The 23,353-nt window shown below is 73.7% G+C and carries 15 protein-coding genes and 1 pseudogene; 10 read left to right on the top strand and 6 right to left on the bottom strand.

What is annotated here, in order from left to right; translation table 11 throughout:
- From ACJ6WD_RS40225 to ACJ6WD_RS40195, 7 genes are all read left to right on the top strand, one after another.
- The coding region (locus ACJ6WD_RS40225; RefSeq protein ID WP_407617712.1) for a type I polyketide synthase at positions 1 to 2,481 on the top strand (2,481 nt) is incomplete at its 5' end.
- A gap of 303 nt (positions 2,482 to 2,784) precedes the next feature.
- A complete protein-coding gene (locus ACJ6WD_RS40220; RefSeq protein ID WP_038524772.1) occupies positions 2,785 to 3,534 on the top strand; it encodes a thioesterase II family protein in 750 nt (249 codons plus the stop codon).
- 408 nt (positions 3,535 to 3,942) lie between these two features.
- Positions 3,943 to 6,840 (top strand): LuxR family transcriptional regulator, encoded by a 2,898-nt coding sequence (locus tag ACJ6WD_RS40215; RefSeq protein WP_233661973.1) that lies wholly within the window; start codon positions 3,943 to 3,945, stop codon positions 6,838 to 6,840.
- A 23-nt stretch (positions 6,841 to 6,863) separates the two neighbouring features.
- Complete coding sequence (locus ACJ6WD_RS40210; protein ID WP_407617711.1) at positions 6,864 to 9,722, top strand: LuxR C-terminal-related transcriptional regulator; 2,859 nt, start codon at positions 6,864 to 6,866, stop codon at positions 9,720 to 9,722.
- Positions 9,712 to 12,495, top strand: coding sequence for an AAA family ATPase (locus ACJ6WD_RS40205; protein WP_331249594.1), 2,784 nt, complete (start codon positions 9,712 to 9,714; stop codon positions 12,493 to 12,495). Before ACJ6WD_RS40210 ends, ACJ6WD_RS40205 begins: the two co-directional genes overlap by 11 nt.
- A 516-nt stretch (positions 12,496 to 13,011) precedes the next feature.
- Positions 13,012 to 13,593: a PAS domain-containing protein gene (locus tag ACJ6WD_RS40200; protein WP_233661970.1), complete on the top strand. Its 582-nt coding sequence runs from the start codon at positions 13,012 to 13,014 to the stop codon at positions 13,591 to 13,593.
- 699 nt (positions 13,594 to 14,292) lie between these two features.
- On the top strand, positions 14,293 to 15,054 hold the full coding sequence (locus ACJ6WD_RS40195; RefSeq protein WP_016572035.1) for a DeoR/GlpR family DNA-binding transcription regulator: 762 nt from the start codon (positions 14,293 to 14,295) through the stop codon (positions 15,052 to 15,054).
- A gap of 7 nt (positions 15,055 to 15,061) precedes the next feature.
- Here ACJ6WD_RS40195 and ACJ6WD_RS40190 read toward each other — a convergent pair whose 3' ends face one another.
- Entirely contained in the window at positions 15,062 to 16,126 is a 1,065-nt protein-coding gene (locus ACJ6WD_RS40190) for an Lrp/AsnC family transcriptional regulator (RefSeq protein ID WP_331249593.1), read from the bottom strand.
- Positions 16,127 to 16,246: 120 nt separating this feature from the next.
- On the opposite strand from ACJ6WD_RS40190, the gene ACJ6WD_RS40185 reads away from it, so the two are divergent.
- Both ACJ6WD_RS40185 and ACJ6WD_RS40180 read left to right on the top strand, forming a co-directional pair.
- Complete coding sequence (locus tag ACJ6WD_RS40185) at positions 16,247 to 17,482, top strand: M20 family metallopeptidase (RefSeq protein WP_407617710.1); 1,236 nt, start codon at positions 16,247 to 16,249, stop codon at positions 17,480 to 17,482.
- A 60-nt stretch (positions 17,483 to 17,542) separates the two neighbouring features.
- Complete coding sequence (locus tag ACJ6WD_RS40180; protein ID WP_376559074.1) at positions 17,543 to 18,568, top strand: aminoglycoside phosphotransferase family protein; 1,026 nt, start codon at positions 17,543 to 17,545, stop codon at positions 18,566 to 18,568.
- A 92-nt stretch (positions 18,569 to 18,660) separates the two neighbouring features.
- Here ACJ6WD_RS40180 and ACJ6WD_RS40175 read toward each other — a convergent pair whose 3' ends face one another.
- Together ACJ6WD_RS40175 and lgt are read right to left on the bottom strand one after the other, a co-directional pair.
- On the bottom strand, positions 18,661 to 19,314 hold the full coding sequence (locus ACJ6WD_RS40175) for a DUF4360 domain-containing protein (RefSeq protein ID WP_233661966.1): 654 nt from the start codon (positions 19,312 to 19,314) through the stop codon (positions 18,661 to 18,663).
- Positions 19,315 to 19,521: 207 nt separating this feature from the next.
- The gene (lgt, locus tag ACJ6WD_RS40170) at positions 19,522 to 20,379 is read right to left on the bottom strand and encodes a prolipoprotein diacylglyceryl transferase (protein WP_233661965.1); all 858 of its coding nucleotides are present in this window, start codon (positions 20,377 to 20,379) and stop codon (positions 19,522 to 19,524) included.
- A 120-nt stretch (positions 20,380 to 20,499) separates the two neighbouring features.
- On the opposite strand from lgt, the gene ACJ6WD_RS40165 reads away from it, so the two are divergent.
- On the top strand, positions 20,500 to 20,988 hold the full coding sequence (locus tag ACJ6WD_RS40165; RefSeq protein ID WP_331249590.1) for a MarR family transcriptional regulator: 489 nt from the start codon (positions 20,500 to 20,502) through the stop codon (positions 20,986 to 20,988).
- A 10-nt stretch (positions 20,989 to 20,998) separates the two neighbouring features.
- On the opposite strand, the gene ACJ6WD_RS40160 is transcribed toward ACJ6WD_RS40165, so the two are convergent.
- The 3 genes and pseudogenes from ACJ6WD_RS40160 to ACJ6WD_RS40150 form a co-directional block, all read right to left on the bottom strand.
- Positions 20,999 to 21,580, bottom strand: coding sequence for an isoprenylcysteine carboxylmethyltransferase family protein (locus ACJ6WD_RS40160; RefSeq protein WP_233661963.1), 582 nt, complete (start codon positions 21,578 to 21,580; stop codon positions 20,999 to 21,001).
- Positions 21,581 to 21,725: 145 nt separating this feature from the next.
- Positions 21,726 to 22,712 carry a 2,3-diaminopropionate biosynthesis protein SbnA gene (gene sbnA / locus ACJ6WD_RS40155; protein WP_233661962.1) on the bottom strand — a complete coding sequence of 329 codons (987 nt, stop codon included), beginning with the start codon at positions 22,710 to 22,712 and terminating at the stop codon, positions 21,726 to 21,728.
- Positions 22,713 to 22,748: 36 nt separating this feature from the next.
- Positions 22,749 to 23,353: pseudogene (locus ACJ6WD_RS40150) on the bottom strand (2,3-diaminopropionate biosynthesis protein SbnB); the annotation flags it as partial.

Below are 23,353 nucleotides of genomic sequence, written 5' to 3'. Positions count from 1 at the left end.
GCGGGGGCTGGGTTTGGTTATGGTCCGGTGTTCCGTGGGTTGCGTGCGGTGTGGCGTCGTGGTGAGGAGTTGTTCGCCGAGGTCGCGCTACCGGACGACGCCGACGACGACGCGGCACGGTTCGGCGTTCACCCCGCACTGTTGGACGCGTCCTTGCACGCGGTTCTGCTCGCCGCGCTCCAGTCGGATGGGGAGGGTGACGGTGCTGCTCGTGGTGCGGGCCCGGCCGTCCCGTTCTCGTGGGAGGGCGTGTCGCTGTTCGCTGCGGGTGCGTCCGTGTTGCGGGTGAGGTTGGCGCCTGTGGGGGAGGGGGCGGTGTCGGTGACCGCGGTGGACCCGGCAGGGGCCCCGGTCATCGCCGTCGACGCCCTCCACACCCGCACCCTCAGCAACGACGAACTGAAGACGGCCGACGGCAGCACGTTCCAGGACTCGCTCTTCCACGTGGACTGGACGGCCATCCCGGCCGCCCACCCCACTGCGTCCGGCGCGCCCACCTCCATGGCCGTCCTGGGAACCGACCCGCTCGACTTCGCGGAGGACCTCGCCGATGCCCTGGCGGGTTCCTGGGACGTGGTCCGCGAACCCGCCGGGCTCACGGCGCTCGCTGCCTCCGCGAAGCCGGTGCCGGACCTCGTCCTCGTTCCGGTCTCGGGAGCATCGACGGCGGGGCGTGAGGCTGGCGCGGGACCGTCTGAGGTGCCCGGTGTCGTGCGCGAGCGCACCCTTCAGGTGCTGGAGCAACTCCAGCAGTGGCTCGCCGACGACCGGTTCGCGGCTTCTCGGCTGGTGTTCGTGACGCGCGGCGCGGTGGCGGTGGACGACAAGGGCAGCACCGACCTGGCGGCCTCGGCTGTCTGGGGCCTGGTGCGGTCCGCGCAGTCGGAGAACCCGGGCTGCTTCGGTCTGCTCGACGTCGACCCGCCCACCGACCAGAACACCGACGCGCACCGCACCCCGTCCAGCACACCCACCGCCGCCGCCTCCACCGACTCCACAACCTCCTCCGGACTCGCCGCAGCCCTGCGCGCGACGGCCGACGAACCGCAGGTGGCCCTGCGCGCCGGAACGGTGCTGGCGGCCCGGCTGGCCCGGACCACTGCCCCAGAGCCCAGTGCGGACACCGGGAGCAGCACGACCGGGCAGGCACTCGGGCACGGCACGGTGCTGATCACCGGTGGCACCGGCGGGCTCGGCGCGCAGATCGCCCGCCACCTCGTCGACGAACACGGTGTACGCAACCTCCTGCTGGTCAGCCGGCGCGGGCCGGCCGCCCCGGGCGTCGGCGAACTGGTCGCCGCTCTCGAAGCGCTCGGTGCCGAAGTGGTGGTCCGGGCGTGTGACGTGGGTGAGGGCGCGGCGGTGGCGGCGCTCGTCGCCGACGCGTCGCGGGAGCGTCCGTTGTCGGCGGTGGTACATGCGGCCGGGGTGTTGGACGACGGCGTGATCGGTTCGCTGTCCGCGGATCGGCTCGGCGTGGTCCTGCGACCGAAGGTGGATGCGGCGTGGCATTTGCATGAGGCGACGCGTGGGTTGGACTTGGGCGCGTTCGTGGTGTTCTCGTCGGTGGCGGGTACGTTCGGCAGTCCTGGTCAGGGTAACTATGCGGCGGCGAACGCGTTCCTGGACGCGTTGATGGTGCAGCGGCGGGCCGCGGGTCTGCCGGGTGTGTCGTTGGCGTGGGGGCCGTGGGAGCGGTCCGGTGGGATGACGGGCACGTTGTCGGATGCCGAGGCCGAGCGTCTCGCCCGTTCCGGAATGCCGCCGCTCACGGTCGAACAGGGCCTCGCCCTCTACGACGCGGCGACGGCCGGGGACCGGGCCGTGGCGGTGCCGGTGCAACTGGACCTGGCCGCGCTGCGTGGGCGCGGCGACGTCCCGGCGTTGTTGCGCGGTGTGGTCCGCACGCCCGCCCGACGGGCCGCGGCGACCGGTGCGGCGCCGTCCGCCGACGGGCTCGCCCGGCAGCTGGCCGGGCTCGGCGGGGCGGAGCAGGACGAGGTCCTGCTGACGCTGGTGCGCGGCCAGGCGGCGATGGTGCTCGGGCACGCCGACGGGGCGGTGATCGGAACGGGCCGGCAGTTCCAGGAACTCGGCTTCGACTCGCTGACCGCGGTGGAGTTCCGGAACCGGCTCAACGCGGCCACCGGACTGCGGCTGCCGGCCACCCTGCTGTTCGACCACCCGACGCCGGTCGACGTCGTCCGGCACCTGCGCGGCCAACTCTGCGCGGACGAGGCGACGGGCACCGGCTCCGTGCTCGCGGCGCTGGACCACCTGGAGACGGTCATCGCCGGACTGGCCCTCGACGACTCGGGAGAGCACCAGTTGGTGGCCGGTCGGCTGGAGGTGCTGAAGGCCAAGTGGGCCCAGCTGCGGCAGGCGGACGCGTCCGCGGGCGACGGGGCGGACATCGATCTCGACGACGCTTCGGACGATGCGATGTTCGCGCTGCTCGACGATGAACTCGGGCTCAACTGAGCCCCTCATCGCGGTGAACACCACGGCTCCCGGTGGACGGACGCTCGATTCCGGCCACCGGGAGGGCCTTACCGGCCTCTTCTCGCGACACGTGAAGAACTAGGGAATTACCCACAGTCCGATCATGTGCAATGAATTCCGTGACTCGGAAACCCCTGCGCGAGTCATGGAGTTACGGTGTGACCATGTGTTCGTCCGGCGGTGGCGGCGTGCACGGACGTCACGGCTCGTCCCCGGCCGAGACGTCCAGCTGATGCTGCCCGACGACGCGTGACACTCGGTTCGTCCCTAGGAGGTCCCCCCATGACCACGTCCACCGAGGAGAGCCTGTGGTCCCGGTGCTTCCACCCGGCACCGGCCGCCCGGACCAGGCTCTTCTGCTTCCCCCACGCGGGTGGCTCGGCCTCCTTCTACTTCCCGGTCTCCGCCCAACTCTCCTCCGTCGCCGAGGTGATCGCGATCCAGTACCCGGGTCGCCAGGACCGGCACAAGGAGCCCGGCGTCGGCAACCTCTCCGTCCTGGCCGACCAGGTCTACGACGCGGTGCGCCCCCGCTTGAAGGAGCGGCCGAGCACCTTCTTCGGGCACAGCATGGGCGCGGCCCTCGCCTTCGAGGTGGCCCGACGCTTCGAGGCCGACGGTGGTGAGCTGTCCCATCTCTTCGCCTCCGGGCGCCGAGCCCCCTCCCGGGTGCGTGACGAGTCCGTGCACCGGCGCAGCGACGACGGCATCGTCCAGGAGCTCAAGCTGCTCGCCGGCACCGACACCGCGGTGCTCGGCGACGAGGAGATCCTGCGGATGGTCCTGCCCGCGATCCGCACCGACTACCAGGCCATCGAGACCTACAGCTGCCCGCCCGACACCACCGTCCGGGCCCCGCTGACCGTCCTCACCGGCGACCGCGACCCCAAGACCTCCATGGACGAGGCCGAGGCGTGGCGCGGCCACACCACCGGGAAATTCGACCTGAAGGTCTTCCCCGGCGGGCACTTCTTCCTCAGCTCCGAGGCCCCGGCCGTCATCGACCTGCTGCGCCAGCACTTCACCTCCTAGGGGCCAACCCGTCGTCCGAGCGGTCGGCGGCGGGGCCGTGGCATGCCCCGGGCCGCCGACCGGGGGACCTCCGGATCCGGGCGCGGCGCGCGCCGCCCGCCGGTGGCGCACTCCTCCGCGACCGGTGCGCGAGGCGTCGGTGCGGCTGCCTGCCGCGGGGCGCGCGAGGTCCGGCGCGTGTCCGTAGGAGGACCGTTCGGAGAACGTCAAATGTCTTACAGGTGCCGCCCGTTCACCTCACGCTGCGCTATATGATCTTGTGATGGGGCATGTACGGAGGGTGTCGCCATCCCCTCCGCACCTGTCAACCCTGGCCGTCCGGGCGTGCGCTCAGCCGACCGGCCACGGTTCCGGAGCACTGCGGCGCGATCGGCTTCAGTTGTCACCCCCCACCTGGAGGAACGCGTGATGCGGAACCAGTCCGGTTCTTCCGGGTTACTGACCACGCTGGTGGGGCGGGACGACGAACTGCGCACCCTCGCCCGGCACGCCGAAGCCGCCCGCGCCGGACAGGCGGGCCTGGTGATGCTCCATGGGCCGGCCGGCATGGGCAAGACCAGCCTGCTGCGCGCCTTCACCACCGGCGCGGCCTGCCGGGGCATGACCGTCCTCCACGGCACCTGCCGCGAGACCGACGCCGGCGCCGGCTACAGCGGTGTGCGCGAACTCCTGGGCGGGCTCGGCCTGGGCCGCGGCGACGCCCACCGCTCGCCCCTGCTCGACGGACTGGCCGCCCGCGCACTGCCCGCGCTCACCGCCGACCCCGTGGGCCACGACGCCGCCACCGCCGCCTACCCGGTGCTGCACGGCCTGTACTGGCTCGCCGCCCGCCTCATGGCCGAGCAGCCGCTCGTGCTCGTCCTCGACGACGTCCACTGGTGCGACGAACGGTCCCTGACCTGGATCGACTTCCTGCTGCGGCGCGCCGAGGAACTACCGCTGCTGGTGGTCCTGGCCCGGCGCAGCGAGGCCGAACCGCTGGCGCCCGCGGTGCTCGCCGACCTCGCCTCCCAACGGTGCCCGACCGTGCTGCGCCTGCGCCCGCTCGACCGCGACCACGTCGGCGAGATGGTGCGCCGGGTCTTCCGGACCACGGCCGCACCGACCTTCGTCGCCCGGGTTGCCGCCGTGTCCGGCGGCAACCCGCTCACGCTCGCCCGCCTCCTCGACGAACTCCGTGCCGAAGGAGTGTCGCCGGACGCCGACGGGGAGCGCCGGGCCGCCGAGGTCGGCAGTCACGTCCTGGCCCGCTCGGTGCGCAGCCTGCTGGAACGCCGGCCGCCGTGGGTGCGGGACGTCGCCCGCGCGAGCGCGGTGCTCGGCGAGGAGTGCACCGAGCTGGTGGCGGCGCTCGCCGGCGTCCCGGCCGGCACCGTCGAGGAGGCCCTGCACGTGCTGCGCCGGGCCGGCATCGTCGCCGGCGACCGCATCGACTTCGTGCACGACGTGGTGCGCGCCGCCGTCCTGGACGACATCGCCCCCGCCGACCTCGCCGAACTCCGCACCAACGCCGCACTGTTGCTCAGCGACGCCGGCCGGCCCTCCGAGGAACTGGCCGGCCAACTCATGCTGCTGCCGGTGCTCGACCAACCGTGGATGGCCGGGGTGCTGCGGGACGCCGCCGCGCAGGCGGAGGGGCGCGGCGCCCCGGAAGCCGGCGTGCGGTGCCTGTACCGGGTCCTGGAGATGACGCCGGACGACGTCGCCGTACGCATCCGGATGGCCCGCGCGCTCGCCGAGAGCAACCCGCCCGAGGCGATCCGCCTCCTCCAGGAAGCCCTGTCCCTCGCCGGTGACGTCCGCACCCGCGCCCAGGTCGCCGTCCAATACGGCTTCACCTGCCTCGCCGTGCAGGAATCCCCGTCCGGCGTGCGGGTGCTGGAGGAGGTGCTCGCCGAGCTGTCCGCCGCCGTCGGACCCGAACCCGGCCCCGCCGACCGCGAGTTGCGCACCCTCGTGGAATCCGTCCTGCTCATCGTCGGCGCCGACGAGAAGGCCACCATCGGCGCGGTCCGCGACCGGGCGGCCCGGCTCACCGTCCCGCCCGGCGACACCCCGGCCCAGCGCCAGATGTTGGCGATGACCACCGTGCTCACCGCGATGGACGGCCGCGACGCCCGCGCGACCGTCGACCAGGCCCGCCGCGCGCTCCGGGTGCCGGGCGTCGAACTGGAGCCCTGGTCGCTGCTGTCCGCCTCCTTCGCGCTGACCCTCGCCGACGAGATCGCGGACGCCCAGTACGCGCTCGACCTCATGCTCCAGTACGGGCAGGCCAACGCGGCCGTGTGGACGTACGTGCTGGGGCTCTCCACGCGCGCCCTGATCCACCACGGGGTGGGCGCCTTTCCGGACGCGCTGGCCGACGCCCAGACCGCGATGGAGATCATCGGCGAGGAGCGCTGGGGCGACACCGCCGTGCTGCCCCGCGTGGCGCTGGCCACCGCCCTCGTCGACCGCGGGGAACCCGAACGCGCCGAGCAGGTCCTGGACGGCATCAAACGCGGCCGTCTGGAACGGTTCGCCATCGAGTACCACTGGTACCTGGCGGCCCGCGCCTTCGCCCGCTGGGCCCGCGGCGACCTCCAAGGCGCCCTCGACCTCTTCCTCGCCTGCGGCCGGTCCCTGGAGGAATCCCGCATCAGCAACCCGGCGTTCCTGCCGTGGTGGGCGGAGGGCGCGGTGCTCCTGACGCTGCTGGGACGCCCCGGGAAGGCACGCGAACTCGCCGCGTACGGAAGCGAGTTGGCCGAGCGGTGGGGTACGAACAGCAGTCTCGGACTGGCCCGGATGGCCCGGGGCGTGGCCGCCCCCGGCAGCACCGGCATCGGGCACCTCACCGAGGCCGTCGCCCTCCTCGGCGACTCGCCGGCCCGCGCCACCGAGGCCCGCGCCGAACTCTTCCTGGGGCACGCCCACCTCAAGGCCGACGACCCGCGCGCCGCCCGCGAACACCTGCGCGCCGCCGCCGGCCTGGCCCAGCGCTGCGGCGCCCTGACGCTCGGCGACAGCGCCAGGAAACTGCTGGTCGCCGCGGGCGGTCGGGTGCGCCGGATGACCACCTCGCCGCTCGACATGCTGACCGGGATGGAACGCACCGTCGCGGACCTCGCGGTGACCGGCGCCAGCAACCGGGCCATCGCGGAGAGCCTCTTCGTGACCGTGCGGACCATCGAGACGCACCTCACCAGCGTCTACCGGAAGCTCGGGGTCGGCGGACGCACCGAACTGTCCACCGTCCTGGCAACCAGGAACCCCTCCGGCCGCAAGCCACCGGCGTGGGTCTCCCAGGCACGCGGACGCGACTGACACGAACAGGACGAGAGGTAGCGGTGCACCCGAGCAAGGCGCGGAACCATCCGACCACCTGCACGCCGCAGTGTGCACCCGACGCCCACGGCGACCCCGCCATGCTCCTGGAATGCGGCCGGGAACAGCGCCTCATCGGTGACGTCCTGCACCGACTCGGCCAGGGAGCCGGATCGATCCTCACCTTGACCGGCCGGCCGGGCCACGCCCAGAACGCGCTGGTCCGCTGGGGTGCCTGTCGTGCCAGACACCACGGACTGCGCGTGCTGCGGGCCCAGGCGACACCCACCGAACGCGACCTCAGACACGGCGCCGTCCTCCAACTGCTGGCCCCCCTCGACGGCAACGACGGCCGCACCCTGGACGCCCTGATCGGCCACGACGGCCCGCCGCCACTGCCCGGGATCGCGGACGTGCTGCGGTGCGCCGGCACCGCACCCACGCTCCTCGTGGTCGAGGACGTCCAATGGCTGGACCCGGCCTCCCACACCTGGCTGCGGACCCTGCTGCGCCACTTCGGCCCCCACCTGCCGCTCGCCGCCCTCGCCAGCAGCTGCGGAGGCACCGGGGCCTTCGACGCCGCGGACGACGCCGCCGGCCCGGCACACCGGGACGACGTGCCGGCCCGGCACGTCGTCGTGCCCCCGCTCACCGACCGCGGGGTCGCCGCCACCGTCCGCGCCTACTGCGGCACCCCCGGCGACGAGGAGTTCGTCGCCGCGCTCACCTCCGCCACCGCCGGCAACCCGGCCGTCCTGCGGGACGTGCTGCGCCAGTTCACCGCACTCGGCCACCAGCCCGACGCCGCCCACCTCCCCCAACTCCACGCCCTCACCGCGGGCGTCGTCGGCGACCACACGGTGCGCGCCCTGGACGGTCTGCCGTCCGAGGTGAACTCCGTGCTGCGGGCCCTGGCCGTCTGCGGCGACCTGCTCGACTTCACCCGGGTGCACGCCCTCGCCGGCGCCCGCTCCCTGTCGCAGGACCGGATCCGCAGCCTGCTGTCGAACGTCGGCCTGACGGTGTCCGTCGGCGACAAGGTCCACATCCGCTTCCCCGCCTCCAAGGCCCGCGTCGTCGAGGACATGCCGGCGGCGGAGCGCGCCGACCTCTACGGCCGCGCGGCCGCGCTCGCCCACGGCGCCGGCGTCAACGACGAGGACGTCGCCCACCTCCTGCTGCGCTCGCCACCCCTCGGCGCCCCCTGGGTCGTGCCGCTGCTGCGCCGCGCTTTCGTCGCGGCCCTGCGCAGGGAGGACCACCAGCGTGCCTGCGCCTGTCTCTCCCGGGCCCTGCAAGAACCCCTCGACCCCGACGAACGCAGCCGGCTGACCCTGGAGCTGGCCGCAGCCGAAGCGGTCGCCCGGCCCGACGCCGGCGACCGGCGCCTGAGGGAACTGGTCCGCAACGCACCGCCCACCGGCGAAGTCCCCTCGACCGGAGCCGGGTTGGGTGTGCGCGCCATCGATCTGGGCTTGGCCCGGGGGAACAGCGAATGGGCGCGCAGCACGGCGGGCGAGGCCCTCCCGGACGCCGGACCGGCCGACCGGGAAGAGCTCGTCGCACTCTTCTGGCTGGCCGCGATCCGGGACGACGACGCGCCGATGATCCCCGTGGTGCCCCCGCTGCCCGACCGCCCGGCACCACCGGCCCAGGCCGGCGCCCGCGCCTGGCAACTCGCCACCGAGGGCGAGGACGCGGACAAGGCCAGGAAACTGGCCCGGATCGCCCTGACCGGCGACCCGGGCGAGAGCCTGATGATGCCGCGACTGGCCGCCTGCGCCGCGCTGTTCGCCACCGACGACCACGACGAGGCGGTGCACGGCCTCGACGAGATGCTCGTCACCGCCCGCCGCGCCCACCTGCGCAGTCTGGCCGCCCGCGTCCTCAACCTGCGGGCCCGCCTGCACCTGTGCGCGGCGCGGCTGGACGCCGCCGAACGGGACCTGGACGGCGCCGAACGCGCGCTGCCACCGACGAGTTGGCACCCGCGGGCCCTGCCCAACCTGATCGCCACCCGCATCCTCCTCAGCGTGGAGGCCGGCCGCCCGGACCGGGCCAGGCAACTCGCCACCGCCCCGGTGCCCGCCGGCGGCGAAGAGGGCGTGTGGTGGCCCTCGTTGCTGTTCGCCCGCGCCCGGCTGGCCGCGGCCGACGGCGATTGGGCGGAAGCGCTGCGGTTGTCCCTGGAGTCGGGCCGTCGGCTGTTGCGCCGGCAGTGGGTCAACCCGGCCCTGCTGAGCTGGCGCCCGTTGGCCGCGGAGGCGTCCGTGGAGACCGGCGACGCGGCGGAGGCGCGACGCCTGCGCGACGAGGAACTGGCCCTCGCCGACCGGTGGGGCACCGCGAGCGCCCGCGGGGCCGCCCGCCTGTGGACCCGCGCCCTCTTCGCCGACGACCGGGACCAGGCCGCCCGCCGCTCCCGCGAGGCCACCGAACTGCTGCGGAACTCGCCGGCCCGCCTCGCCTACCTGTGGGGCCGGCTGTACCAGGCCGGTGCCGAGGCCGCCCTGGGGGACGCGGCCGCGGCGGCACGCTGTGTGGAAGAGGTCTCCCGGACGGTCGCCGCCCTCCCCACCAGCCGCCTCGCCACGACCGCCCGCACCCTGTCCGTCCCCGCCACACCCCATCAGGTCGGCGCCGTGCCGCGCACCACCCTCGTCCCACCCGGCTGGCGCGCCCTGACCGAGGCGGAGCGGCGCACCGTGCTGCTCGCCGCCCGCGGCCACGGCAACCGGCAGATCGCCGAACAACTCGCCGTCAGCCGGCGCACCGTGGAGCTCCGGCTGAGCAACGCCTACCGCAAGCTGCAGATCGGCGGCCGCAAGGAGCTGTACCGGCTCCTGGAAGCGGTGGAAGGGCCGATCGCGGATGCTTGTTGAGCGGGAGAACGAACTGGCCCGGATCCGGACCGCCCTCGACGCCGCGGCAGCGGGCGACTCCTCGCTCCTCCTCGTCACCGGCCCGCTCGGCAGCGGACGTTCGACCCTGCTGCGCCGAGTCCCGGAGCTCGCCGGCGACGACGCCCGGGTGCTGCGGGCCTGCGCCGCCTGGCGGGAGCGCGACTTCCCGTTCGGCATCGCCCGCCAGCTCTTCGACCACCTGCTGAACGGTGCCGGCGGCGCCGGACCCGCCCGGCGCGCCACCGGCGCCGAGCAGTTCGGCGACCTGATGGACGCCGACGACCGCCGCAGCGGACCGGGCCCCGAGCGCGAAGTCTCCGACGCCGTCCTGCACGGCGCCCAGTCGTTGCTGGCCGACGCCGGCGCGCACCGGCGGTTGCTGATCCTGATCGACGACCTCCAGTGGGCCGACGGCCCGTCGCTGCGCTGGGTGGCGCACCTCACCCGGCGGTTGCACGGGCTGCGCGCGCTCCTGGTGTGCACGCTCGCCGACGGCGACCACCGGGCCCGCCATCCCCTGGTGCGCGAGGTCGTCGGTGCCGCCCGCGACGTCCTCCGCCCGGCGCCACTGTCCCGGGACGCCGTCCGCACCCTGCTCACCGAAGCGCACGGACAGCCGCCGCCGGAGGCGCTGGTGCGGGCCCTGCACGACGCGTCCGGCGGCAACCCGCTGTTCGTCACCGCCTTCCGGCGCGCCTTGGACCGGACCGGCCCGCCGAACCACACCGAACCCTCCCTCGCCGTGGGGGAGTTGAGCCCCGCCGTGCTGCGCGACCGGATCGCGGGGCATCTGCGGATCCAGCCCCAGTCGGTGCGTGACGTCGCCGTCGCCGTCGCCGCCCTGGGCGACCACAGCGACCCGGCGCTGCTGGCCCAGCTCGCCGGCGTCGACGACGTGGGCTTCGCCGGGATCCGGCGCGCCCTCGTCGACGCCGGCCTGCTCGCCCGCGGGCGGGACGTCCGCTTCGTCCACGGGGTGGTCCGGGACGCCGCGGACTCCCTCCTCACCCTCGGCGAACGCGAACGCGCCCACGACGCCGCCGCGGACCTGCTGTACCGCTGCGGGCGGCCCGCCGAACAGGTCGCCGGGCACCTGCTGGCCGTCGTCCACCCGGGCCGGCCCTGGTCGGAGAACGTCCTGCGGGCCGCGGCCTGCAACGCGTCGCGCGCCGGGCGGCCCGGCGACGCCGCCCGGTACCTGCGCCGCGCCCTGCTGCACCACCGCACCCAGGACGACAGCCGGGCCCGGCTCCTGATCGACCTGGCCACCGCCGAACGCGCCATCGACCCCGACGCCTGTGTGCGCCACGTCAGCCAGGCCGTCGCCCTGCTGCCCGCCCCGCGCGACCGGGCCGCCGCCGTACTGCGCGTCCCGCCCAGTCTGCTCGCCGTGCCCAGCCCGTCCGCCGTGGAACTGGTGCGGCAGGCGGTCCGCACGCTCGACGACCCCGCCCGACCGGACGAGGAGGAGCCCGGCGAACTCGGGCTGCGCCTGGAGGCGTGGCTGCGGCACTCCGGCCACGAGAACCCCGTCGAGCTGACGTCCTCGGTCGAACGGCTGCGACGGATGGGACCGCGCCCCGCGGTGGACACCGTCGCCGAACGCGAACTGGTCTCCGTGCTGCTGTGCGCGGGTGCCCTGAGCGGCCGGCTCAGCGCCCGGGAGATCGCCCGGACCGGCAACCGCATCCTCGAACGCGAACCGGCCGTCGCCGCCCACGCCCACAGCACCCTGCCGCTCGTGCTGATCTCGCTGTTCGTCGCCGAGTCGGTGCACGGCGTCGCCTCCTGGCTGGCCAGCGAACAGCGCACCCGCCGCCTGTACGCGACCGGCGCGGACGACGTGCTGCTGGCCGCCGAACGGGCCTTCGTCCTCATGGCGCAGGGCCGCCCGGCCGCGGCCAGGGAACACGTCGAGAGCGCGCTGACCATGGGCCCCGACGGATGGCTGGAACCGGCCGTGCTGACGCTCGCGTCGGTCGTCTACGAACTGCGGGACCAGACCCTGAGCGAACGCCTGCTGGCCCGCACCCGCGACCGACGCCCGGCCGGGCTCGCCCGCACCGCCACCGGGCAGATCCTCCAGGCCGGCATCGACACCCAGCGCGGCCGCTCCCGGGAGGCCCTGGACGCGCTGTTGGCCTGCGGGCGGCGGCTGGAAACGGCGGGCTGGCGCAACTCCGCGCTGCTGCCGTGGCGCCCGTACGCGATCGGCCTGCACCAGCGGCTCGGCGAGACCGCGGCGGCGCTCCGGCTCGCCGAGGACGAACTGGCGTGGGCCCGGGACTGGGGCGCACCGACGAACCTGGGCCGCGCCCTGCGCCTGAAGGGCTGGCTGCTGCGGGACGACGGGCTGGACCTGCTGCGCGAGGCCGTCGACATCCTGCGTGCCTCGGCCCACGCGGTGGAACTGGCCCGCACGCTCATCGTGCTGGGCCGTCGACTGCACGGTGGGCCGGAGGCGGAGACCGTACTGCGGGAGGCCGCCGGGATCGCCGCGGCCTGTGGCGTGCCCTGGCTCGCCGAACGGGCCGGGCAGGGCCTCGGCACCGCCACCGTGCCGCCGGTCGCCACCCTCACCCCCAGCGAACGGCGCGTGGTGTCCCTCGTGGGCCGGGGCCTGACCAACCAGAACATCGCCGCCGAACTCGGCGTGAGTTCCCGGGCCGTGGAGAAGCACCTCACCAGCGTCTACCGGAAGCTCGGCGTCTCCGGCCGCCGCGAGTTGGTGAACGCGCTCCCGGACCGGTGACCCCGCGGCCGGCCGCGCCGGTCGCCGTCGTGCGCCCCGCACCGCGCCTCGCGCGCCCCCGCCCGCCCGGGGCGCCTCTGGCCGCCCTGCGCACGCCCGTACGGTCATGACAGGAACCTCAAGGAAACCTCAAGCGGAAGCGGGGGTAGTCACGTTCCCCGTGACCGCCGTGTCCGATGTGTCGCCTTTGATCACCGCAGCTCCGCCCTTGCGGACCGAACCTCGGCAAGTACGGACCACGGATTTAGAGGTGGGTAGATGTCGTGCGTTGACGCGTCGAGCGGCGGCTAACTACGCTCCGTTTCAAGGAAATCGAAACTCGGCGGCGCGAATCGCGTCGAACTCTGATCGAATTCCTGATTCCGTTTCTGTGGGTTCTTAAAATTGACGGGGGTTATCCGAAAGGATGGCGGTCTCGTGACTATCACTCACCTCACTGACTCGCATGACCGTACGACCGGCGGGGTGATATCCGCGCAGACCACTGCGGCGGGCGGGCCCGGGAGACCCGGGCTGATGGCCTCCCTCGACCGCGACCTCACCATCAAGCACGCCAACCAGGAGTTCCGCCGCAGTTTCGGCGACTCCGCCGGTGACGTCTGCGGGCGCAGCTTCCGCGATCTGATGCACCCGAGCGTGCAGCAGCCGCTGATGCGCCAGTTCTCCCGGCTCATCGAGGGCAAGCGCCACCGCTTCGCCTCGCACGTGGTCGCCGTGGGCGCCCGGGACTCGGCCTTCGCCGGCACCCTCACGGCCTCGGCGGTCACCGGTGAAACCCCGGACGTCGCCGCGATCCTGGTGCTCATGGACTCGTCCGGCGGCGCCGGCACCGCGGAGGCCGACGTCATGACCCCGCAGAAGAAGTTCCTGACCGAGATCGACGCGCGCATCCTCGAAGGCATCGCGGCCGGGCTGTCCACCATCCCGCTCGCCTCGCGCCTCTACCTCAGCCGCCAGGGCGTGGAGTACCACGTCACCGGGTTGCTGCGGAAGCTGCGGGTGCCCAACCGCGCCGCGCTGGTCTCCCGCGCCTACTCCATGGGCATCCTCAACGTCGGCGCCTGGCCCCCGAAGGTCGTGGACGACTTCATCAAGTGACGCCGACCGGCCGCCGTCCGCACTCCCGGCCGCCGTGCGCCCGCCAGTCCCACCCCGCCCGTGCCGCCCGGCGTCCGCCTCCCGCGAGGCGGCGCCCGGCGGCACGGGCGCTTCGTTGCCCTGTTCGCCTTTATCCATTCCCGTGTTACGCGCCCGCAATATTTCTGCGCCCACTCTCGGCCACGCCGCGACCGGTTCCGCTCGGCCGCCCGTCGCATCGTTTCTGCTGACCGTTTTCGTGGCCCGCGCGGGGCGCTCCGGCGATGCGATCCGGCCGCCGTCGCACCGCGACCGGAACGGCCGGCGGAATACTCCCGGTAACCCCTCTTCGGCTGCCGCGAGTTCGGGTCGAGGCGCATTCTTCCGCACCTCGTACACCACGGTTCACACGTTTTCCCCTTCGCCGTCACGAGCTTTGTTACGGGCGGAAGACCGTACACGGACGCGTCGTCCATGCGTGCGTAGTGACGTGGTCAAACGGAACCCCGGAGGTGTCCCCGACGCCCCTGCGCGGGCTGTGTACCTGGTGACCGTTTTCACCACGGGCGGCCCGGACGGCACCGCACCCCGGCGCCCGCCCGGGGCCGTCGCACCACCGCCCCGGGCGCAGGGGCCTGGTCGCCATGGCCCAGGCTTGTTTGAATCACCCCCACTCGGCCGGACGGCACGGAGCCGGACCGGTAGCGCAGGAGGAACACCGTGGACGCTGAGGACCGCCGCAGGGGCATGCTGGAACTCGTCCGGAGCACCGGGTCGGTCGACGTCGTCCGGCTCGCCGAGGAGTTCGCCGTCAGCCGGGAGACGGTCCGCCGGGACTTGAACGTCCTGGAGGACCACGGGTTGGTCCGGCGCCGGCACGGCGGCGTGTACCCCGTGGCGGGGGCGGGCCTCGAAACCACCCTCGCCTTCCGGTCGACGCACCGGGCCCCGGAGAAGTCCCGGATCGCCGCCGCGGCGGCCGGACTCCTCAGCGGCGCCGAAACCGTCTTCATCGACGAGGGCTTCACCCCGCAGCTCATCGCCGAAGCCCTGCCGCGGGACCGGCCGTTGACGATCGTCACCGCATCGCTCGCGGTGGTCAGCGCCGTGGCGACGAGCGCGCAGACCGACGTGCTGCTCCTGGGCGGCCGGGTCCGGCAGGGCGCGATGGCCACCGTCGACCACTGGGCCGTGCGCATGCTCTCCGACTTCGTCGTCGACCTGGCCTACCTCGGCGCCAACGGCATCTCGCGGACCCACGGCCTGACCACGCCCGACCCCGCGGTCGGCCAGGTCAAGGCGCAGGCGATCCGGGCCGCCCGCCGCCGGGTCTTCGCCGGCGTGCACACCAAGTTCGGCCCCGCGAGCTTCTGCCGGTTCGGCGACGTGGGCGACCTGGACACCATCGTCACCGGCACCGGCCTCCCGGCCGCCGAAGCCCACCGCTACCAACTGCTGGGCCCCAAGGTGATCCGGGTCTGACCCCCTTCTACGGGCGTGCCCGGGCGTCGGACCCGGGCCAGAGCGCGAGCGGCGTCGCCCCCACCCGATAGCCCTCCTCGTCCAGGAGGTGGCCGCCGTGCTTCATGGGCCACAGGGCGACCGCGCGTTCGGCGACCGCCAGGTCCGGGGCCCGTTCGGCGAGGCGCACCTCGAAGCCCTGGGCGTCGTCCAGGGAACGGACCCAGGCGACCAGGTGCAGGTTGTGGCGGCTGATGACGCTGGCGCACAGGCGCACCTCGCGCATCCCGGTGACCCGCCGGGTCACCTCCCGCAACCGGGCCGCCGGCACGTGGCCCCACAGGCTCACCGTGACCGGCCACTCCGACAGCGGGCGCGCGACCTCGCACCGCGCGTGCAGCATGTCCGCGGCGAAGAGCCGGCCGACGCGACGCCGCACGGTGTCGGGGCCGACGCCGCACTGGTCGGCCAGCGCCCGATAGGTGGCCCGACCGTCCACCGACAGCGCGGTGACCAGCCGTAGGTCCAGTTCGTCGAGGGGGAACGCGGGGGTGTCCGGCCGCCGGCGCGGAGCGGCCGCGGCGAGCTGGGCGACCTGACGCCGGTCCAGGGCCCGCAGCCGCCACCGACTGCCCTCGGTGTGGACCGGGCCGGCCAGGTGCGTGCGGACCGCCAGCACGCCGTCCAGCGCGGCGAGGTCCTGCCGCACCCAGCGGGACAGCGCGGCCGGATCGCGGGCCATGACGTTCAGTTGCAGGTCGTGGTCCCCCGTGACGTGGGAGAGCGCCGCGACGTGCGGTGCGGCCGTCAGCGCCCGGGCGACGTCGTGCAACAGCCCCGGCGCGCAGTCGATCTCGACGAAGGCCAGGCACCCCTGGCCCGACGCGGCCAGCACCGGCGCGGGATGCGCACCGATCCAGGCGGCGCCGGCCTCGGCCAGCCGGTGCCAGCGCCGGGCCACCGTCACCGCGTCCAGTCCCAGGACCGCACCGATCCGGGTCCAACTGGCCCGCGGCGCGATCTGCAGGGCGTGCACCAGGGCCTGGTCCACATGATCCAGGGACCGGGGCGACGGCCCGGAATCCTGCACCACAACCGTCTCCTCGCGTTTTTCCGGCGGATCCGGGCCGCTGGTCGGCTCAACCTTCAGCCTGGACCCGGGTACGGGCGGACCGTACCAGGCAACCCCCGACCAACAGGAGTGGGATTCGGCATGTCGGCACTGGAACGCGCCAAGGAACTGCAACCCGAACTGGCGCGGCTGCGCCGGTCACTGCACCGGGAACCGGAGTTGGGCCTGGCCCTGCCGCGCACGCAGGAGAAGGTGCTCGCCGCCCTCGACGGCCTGCCGCTGGAGATCACCCTCGGCACGGGACTCACATCGGTGACCGCCGTCCTGCGGGGCGGCCGACCAGGCGGCGCGGTGCTGCTCCGGGGCGACATGGACGCCCTGCCGGTCGCCGAGCAGAGCGGAGTGGCCTACGCCTCCGAGGTCCCCGGCCGGATGCACGCCTGCGGGCACGACCTGCACACCGCCGGACTGGTCGGCGCGGCCCGGCTGTTGGCCGAACGCCGGGAACACCTGTACGGCGACGTGGTGTTCATGTTCCAACCCGGGGAGGAGGGCCACAACGGCGCCGGCGCGATGATCGAGGAGGGCGTCCTGGACGCGGCGGGCAAACCGCTCGACGCGGCCTACGCGCTGCACGTCGCGGCCAACCAGGTGCCCGGCGGCGTGGTCATCACCCGCTCCGGCACCATCACCTCCGCCTCCGACCTGCTGACGGTCACGGTGCGCGGCCGGGGCGGCCACGGCTCGACGCCGGCCCTGGCCAAGGACCCCGTCCCGGTCGCCTGCGAGATGGTCACCGCGTTGCAGAGCTGGGTGACCCGCACCTTCGACATCTTCGACCCGGTCGTCGTCACCGTCGGCACCTTCCACGCCGGTACCCAGGCCAACGTCATCCCCGAGACCGCCGAGTTCCGGGCCACCGTGCGCAGCTATTCCGAGGCGGCCGGGGAACGCCTCGCCGAGGGACTGCCCCGGCTGGTGCGCTCGATCGCCGCCGCGCACGGCCTCGAAGCGGAGGCGGACTACGCACGGCACTACCCGGTCACCGTCAACGACCCGGACGAGACCGCCTTCGCCCTGACCGCCGCGCGCGAACTGTTCCCGCCGCAGCAGGTCTGGGAATCCCCCCAACCCACCAACGGCTCCGAGGACTTCGCGCACGTCCTGCACCGTGTCCCCGGCGCGATGCTGCTGGTGGGCGCGGCACCCGAGGGGAGCGACTGGCAGCACGCCCCGATGAACCACTCGCCGCTGGCCGTCTTCGACGACCGGGTGCTCCACCAACAGGCGGCGCTCCTGAGCGCACTCGCCGAACGCCGACTGGCCGCCACGGCGGCGCCCGCACCCGCGGCGCCCGCACCCGCGGCGCCGGCGTGACCCGCGCGGCGGCCCCGAAAACCGCTGGTGACCGGCGGGGCCGCATGCTGGGATGAGCAGATGCGAGACGACGCGTCGAGGGTGGTGGACCGGGGCCGGTACCCGACGGCGGTCACGCCCTGGGAAGACCCGGACTGGCGGGACGCCGCCCTGGGCTGGGCCCGCGACGAGCTGGCCGCACACGGCCTGCGGGTGACCGGACCGGGACGCGTACGGCTGCGGCCCTGGTCGGTCCTGGTGCGGCTGCCCGTCGCGGGCCGCGGCGCCGTCTGGTTCAAGGCCAACCCGCCGGGCAGCGCCTTCGAAGCGGGGCTGACCGCGGCCCTGGCCCGCTGGGCGCCCGGCCACGTGCTGGCTCCGCTCGCCGCCGACGCCGCCCGTGCCTGGCTGCTGCTGCCGGACGGCGGGGAACTGTTCCGGGACGTGCTCGACCGCGCGCCCGCCGACCCGCGTGCCTGGGAGCAGCCGCTCGCCCAGTACGCCGCCCTCCAGCGCACGCTCCTGCCGCACGTCCCGGACCTCGCACGCCTCGGCGTGCCCGGCGCGCCCACCGCGGGACTGCCGGACCTCTTCGACCGGCTGGTGGCGGAGAACCCCGTACTCCCGCCGGACGACCGGGCCCGGCTGCGTGCCCTGCGGCCCCGCCTGGCCGGGTGGTGTGCGGACCTCGCCGACCTGGGCATCGCGGACACCCTCGACCACGCCGACCTGCACGACGGCCAGCTCTTCGCGCCGCAGCCGGGCCGGTTCACCTTCTTCGACTGGGGCGACGCCGCGCTCTCCCACCCGTTCTGCAGCTTCCTGGTCCCGGCCCTGGCCGCCCGCGAACGCTACGGCCCGGACGTCCTGCCGCGCCTCCGGGACGCCTATCTGGAGCCGTGGACGGGCGGCGGCCTCGCGGCGGCCGAACTGCGCCGTGCGATGCGCCCGGCCTGGCGGCTCGGCACGCTCGGCCGGGTCCGGGCCTGGGGCCGCCTCTTCCCCGTGCCCGCCGACGAGCCCGGCGACGCCGCCCCGCCCGGCGCCGCCGAGAGCGCCGCATGGCTGTGCGCACTCCACCCCGACGACTCCGAACCGCCGGTCTGACCCTTCCGGCCCACCGGGGCCGCCCGGCGGTCCGGGACGCCAACGGGGCCCGCACGCACCGACGCGCGGGCCCCGGCCGTGCTCGACGCCGCCTACCTCCTCGCGGGGCACTGCTTCCAGGCGAAGTGGTACAGGGTGTTGATGCTGCCGTCCGTGGAGTCCATGGCCATGTAGCTGGTGGACTTGGGATCCGCCGCCGAACCGTCCAGCCGCAGTTCGGTGTTGATGTTGAAGTAGCGCTCCTCGCCGCAGGGCGCGTACACCAGCTGGTCGACGTCGGTCTCGTCCGAGGTCTGCCAGTTGTTGTCGTAGGGGCCGGTGAAGGGATGGCTCCTGCGGGCCGTCTCCGGTTGTCCCTGGAAGTAGTAGTTCGCCTGTTCCAGGCCCTTGGCGCCCGGGGCCAGCGAGGCGTAACCGCGGTAGTCGGCCCGCGCGACGGCGTACGTGAAGCCCTGCGGGACGTGCACGCTGAGCGCGATCTGGCAGTTCTTGCGGGCGTCGGTGGGCTTGCTGGCGCCGCCGACCTGGGCGAGGTACTCGCTGTAGGTGACGGTGAAGGCGGTGTTGTCGGGCGCGACGGCCACGGCGGCGCTGCCGGGTCTGCACCCCGATCCGTTGACCGTGGCCACGGTGATGGTGATCTGTCCGGTCGGCGGTTCGTCGCCGAACCGCGCTGGCGTGGTGGGGGATGCCGATCCGAGGAGCAAGGCTGCCGCTGCGGCACCAGCACTGAGCGTGCTGAGCATGGGCTCTTCCTTCCGGTCGTCCTGGACCCGCGACGCGGGCACACCAGGAGTGGAATGACGAGCGCATGCCAGCACGGGGATCTCGGCTTGCACAGCTCTGCTCACCGGGATTGGGGCGAACCTACGCCTTGATTCGGACGCCCGCCGCGCCCCGCCCCGACGACGAAGGCCGCCGGCGCGCCGCGGGGGCGGACGGCGCCGGGCGGCCTACTTCGTGCCGGTGCTGAGACCGTCCGAACGGTCCGCGTCGTCCGGTTCCGGGCCCTTTCCGGGGGAGCGGCGCCAGGTGACGAGGAGGTAGGTGAGCGAGCCGACGATCAGGACCGCCGAGACCCAGTCGTTCAGGCGCAGCCCCAGGAAGTGGTTGGCGTGGTCGATGCGGAGCGCCTCGATCCAGACCCGGCCCGCCGCGTACGCCAGGACATAGGTGGCGAACAACCGGCCGCGGGGCAGCCGGTACCGGCGGTCGAGCCAGAGCAGCAATGCCATGACGCCGACGTCCCACAGCGATTCGTACAGGAACGTGGGGTGGTAGAACGCGACTGTGGGGCTGTCCGGGGGCCGATGGGCGGGGTCGATCAGCAACTTCCACGGCAGGTTCGTGGGACCGCCGTACAGTTCCTGGTTGAAGTAGTTGCCCCAGCGGCCGATGCCCTGCGCCAGAACCAGACCGGGGGCGACCGCGTCGGCGAAGTCGGCCAGTTTGATGCCGCGCCGACGGCACCCGAGCCAGGCACCGAACGCACCGAGCGCCACCGCACCGGGGATGCCGAGGCCGCCGTTCCAGACGTACAGCGCCTCGATGGGGCGCTTCCCCGGTGCGAAGTACAGCTCGGGGTCGGTGATCACGTGGTAGAGCCGGCCGCCCAGCAGGCCGAACGGCACCGCCCACATCGCGATGTCGGCGATCTCCTGGGGATCCCGTCCGCGCGCCGCCCACCGGCGCTGGGACAACCACACCGCGACGAATATGCCCAGGATGATGCAGAGCGCGTACGCGCGGATGGGCACGGGGCCCAGGTGCCAGACCCCCTGCGAGGGGCTCGGCAGATACGCCAGGTTCATACGGTCGACCGTTCTCACGGGCGGACCCGGCGGACTGCCGGGCAGGACGGGCCCGAGATTACATCGGACACCGAAATTCCCCCGGGGATCCGTGGCGAACAGCGCAGGTAAAGTGCCCGCATGCCGCCGCAGCCCCGCTCCCACCGCCCCGTGCACCGGTCGGCGGACGCCTCGGACGCCCACCGGCTGACCGAGGCCGTCACCCGTCTGCGGCGCGCCCTGCGCGCATCGATCCGCACCGACTACCCGTGGGAGACGCTGCCCATGGCCCAGGTCGAACTGCTCCAGGTGCTCGCCGCGCACTCGCCCGCGCGGATCGGCGACCTGGCCGCCCGCCAACGCCTGGCCGCCAGCACCGTCAGCGGCCTCATCGGGCAGATGATCACCGCCGGCCTGGTCGCCCGGGCCGTCGACCCCGCGGACCGCCGCGCCTCCGCCGTGACGCTGACCCCGGCCGGCGGCGACCAGCTTGCGGCCTGGACCCGCGCCCACGAGAACCGGCTGGACGCGGCCCTGGCGTCGTTGGACGAACCCGACCGCGCGGCCGTCCGAGCCGCACTGCCCGCCCTCTTCCACCTCGCCGCGTTCCTGGAGGACGCCGACGGATGACGGCGGCGGCTCACCACACGCCCGGCACCAACCTGCGCGTCCGGGCCGCGTATGACCGGTACTCCTCGCCCAACGCGTCGAGCAGCATCCGCTCCTCCACACGGATCCGGTAGCCCACGGCGAGCAGACAGCACACCGTGCACACCAGCCACGCCGCCGCGTTGTCGAGCAGCAGCCCCAGGGCCGCGGCGGCGAGCAGCATGCCGCTGTAGGCCGGGTGCCGGACGTAGCGGTACGGACCCGAGGCCACCACCCGGTGGCCGTGCTGGATGTGCACCGTGCCGCGGAAGAAACGGCCCAGCGCGACGATCGCCCACAGCCGGATCCCGATCCCGGCCCAGGCCGCCACCAGCACCGCCAGCCGCACCACCGGCGACTGCGTGGAGTACGACAGGGCCGGCACCGCGGCCCGGAGCGGCGCCGCCAGGGCGATCCCGCCGCCGATCAGCACCGGGAAGACCAGCAGACTGAGCCGCTCGGTCCGTTCCGTGCGCTCACTGCGCCACCGCTGGCGCACCTGGAGCAGCACCTCGGCCGCCGCCCAGGCCCAGAGGGTGACGACGAGCGCGGTGTGCACGACGTGGTGCAGCACGGCACCTCCCGGTCGTTCCCGGACCCCGTACCCCGATGCGGGGTCGTGCGTCGCCAGCTTCGCACCCGAGCCGGGTGGAGTGGATCCACTCAGGGGTGGAGCCCGGGTGGATCCACACCGGGAACCGGCGCGCTGCCGGCACCGCTCAGGCCGATCTCATGTCCGCCGCCAGCTCCTCGGTGGCCAGCACCCCCTCGCCGTACAGGGCCTGGAGCCAGTTGGTCTGGTAGATGGTGTCCAGGTACCGCTCCCCGAGGTCCGGGGCGATCGCCACCGCGGTCACCGCGTGGCCGTCGTTCCGGGACAGCCACTCCACGGCGCCGCTGACGACGGTGCCGGTGGACCCGCCGAACAGGAAACCGCGCCGGGCCAGCCGGTGGCAGGCCCGCACGGTGTCCGCCTCCTCGACGCGGACCAGGTCGTCGACGTAGGACTCGTCCAGCAGCGCCGGACGCACGCTCGTCCCCAGCCCCGGGATCATCCGTCGGCCCGGCTCGCCCCCGAAGGTCACCGAGCCGACGCTGTCCACGGCCACCACCCGCACCCTGCGGTGCCACTCCCGGAAGTAGCGGGCGCAGCCCATCAGCGTCCCGGTGGTGCCGGCGCCGACGAACAGCACGTCGAGCTGCGGGAAGCGGCGGGCGATGGCCGGCGCCGTGGTGCGGTAGTGGGCCCGCCAGTTGTCGGCGTTGGCGTACTGGTTGAGCCACACGTAGCGTTCGTCGGCCGCGCACAACGCCCCGACGTGGGCGATCCGCGCGCCGAGCAGACCGCCTTCGGCCGCCGGCTCGGCGACGATGTGCACCCGGCCGCCCATCGCCTCCATGAACCGGCGCGCCGAGAGGTTGCAGCGGGCGTCGGTCACGCACAGGAATCCGTAGCCCTTGCTGGCGGCGATGACGCTCAGCGCCACGCCCAGGTTCCCGGAGGAGGACTCGACCAGGATGCAGCCGGGTTTGAGGACGCCGTTCCGCTCGGCGGCCGCCACCATCTCGGTCGCGGCCTTGAGCTTGATCGACCCGGCGAAGTTGAAGCCCTCGCATTTCAGGAAGAGTGCCTGCCCCACGATCGACCGCAGGTCGACGTAGAGGTCCTCGGCGTTGAAGTCCATCGGAACGGAAATGACCGTCATGACGTCCACCTCATCAGCGGCAGTGCTCTGGGCCGGTCAGCCATGGCGGCGTAGCTCGTGGAAGAAGTCGTCGACGACGTGCAGTTCGCCGGAGCGGGCCACCTCGTCGTAGACGTGTTTGCCGACCGCGAGGTCGAGGACCCCGAGGCCGAAGGGGGAGAACACCACGGTCCGGTCGGGGGGAACCGCCACCCGCCCGGTCAGCACGTCGTCGAGCGTGCCGAGCAGGAAGTCCCGCCGCCCGGTGAGCTGTTCGGCGAGGTGGGGGGAGGTGTCGGCCTTCAGGCAGTGTTCGACGTCGTCGACGATGTTGGTGGCGGAGAGCAGGATCTCGGGGGCGAGGTCGCGCAGCGAGACGTGCAGCACCAGCGGGTGGTGGTCGAACCACGCGGCCTCGCTGACGTGCGGGCGGGCGGCGACGGTGGCGAAGACGACCAGGTCGCTGGTGCGGATCAGCTGCTCGGCACTGTCGTGCACGGTGATCCACTGTTTGGCGCCCGACTGCTCCAGGTAGAGGCGGAAGCCGGCGGCGCTGTCCGGGGACAGGTCGTGGATGCCGATCTGGTCGAATTCCCAGCCGGTTTGGGTGAGGAAGGTGTGGATGTAGCGGGCGATGAGGCCGGTGCCGAAGAAGCCGATGG

The sequence above is a fragment of the Streptomyces sp. VTCC 41912 genome (assembly GCF_045799175.1).
GTDB lineage: Bacteria > Actinomycetota > Actinomycetes > Streptomycetales > Streptomycetaceae > Streptomyces > Streptomyces albulus_C.
This window is presented reverse-complemented; position numbering and strand designations above follow the sequence as displayed.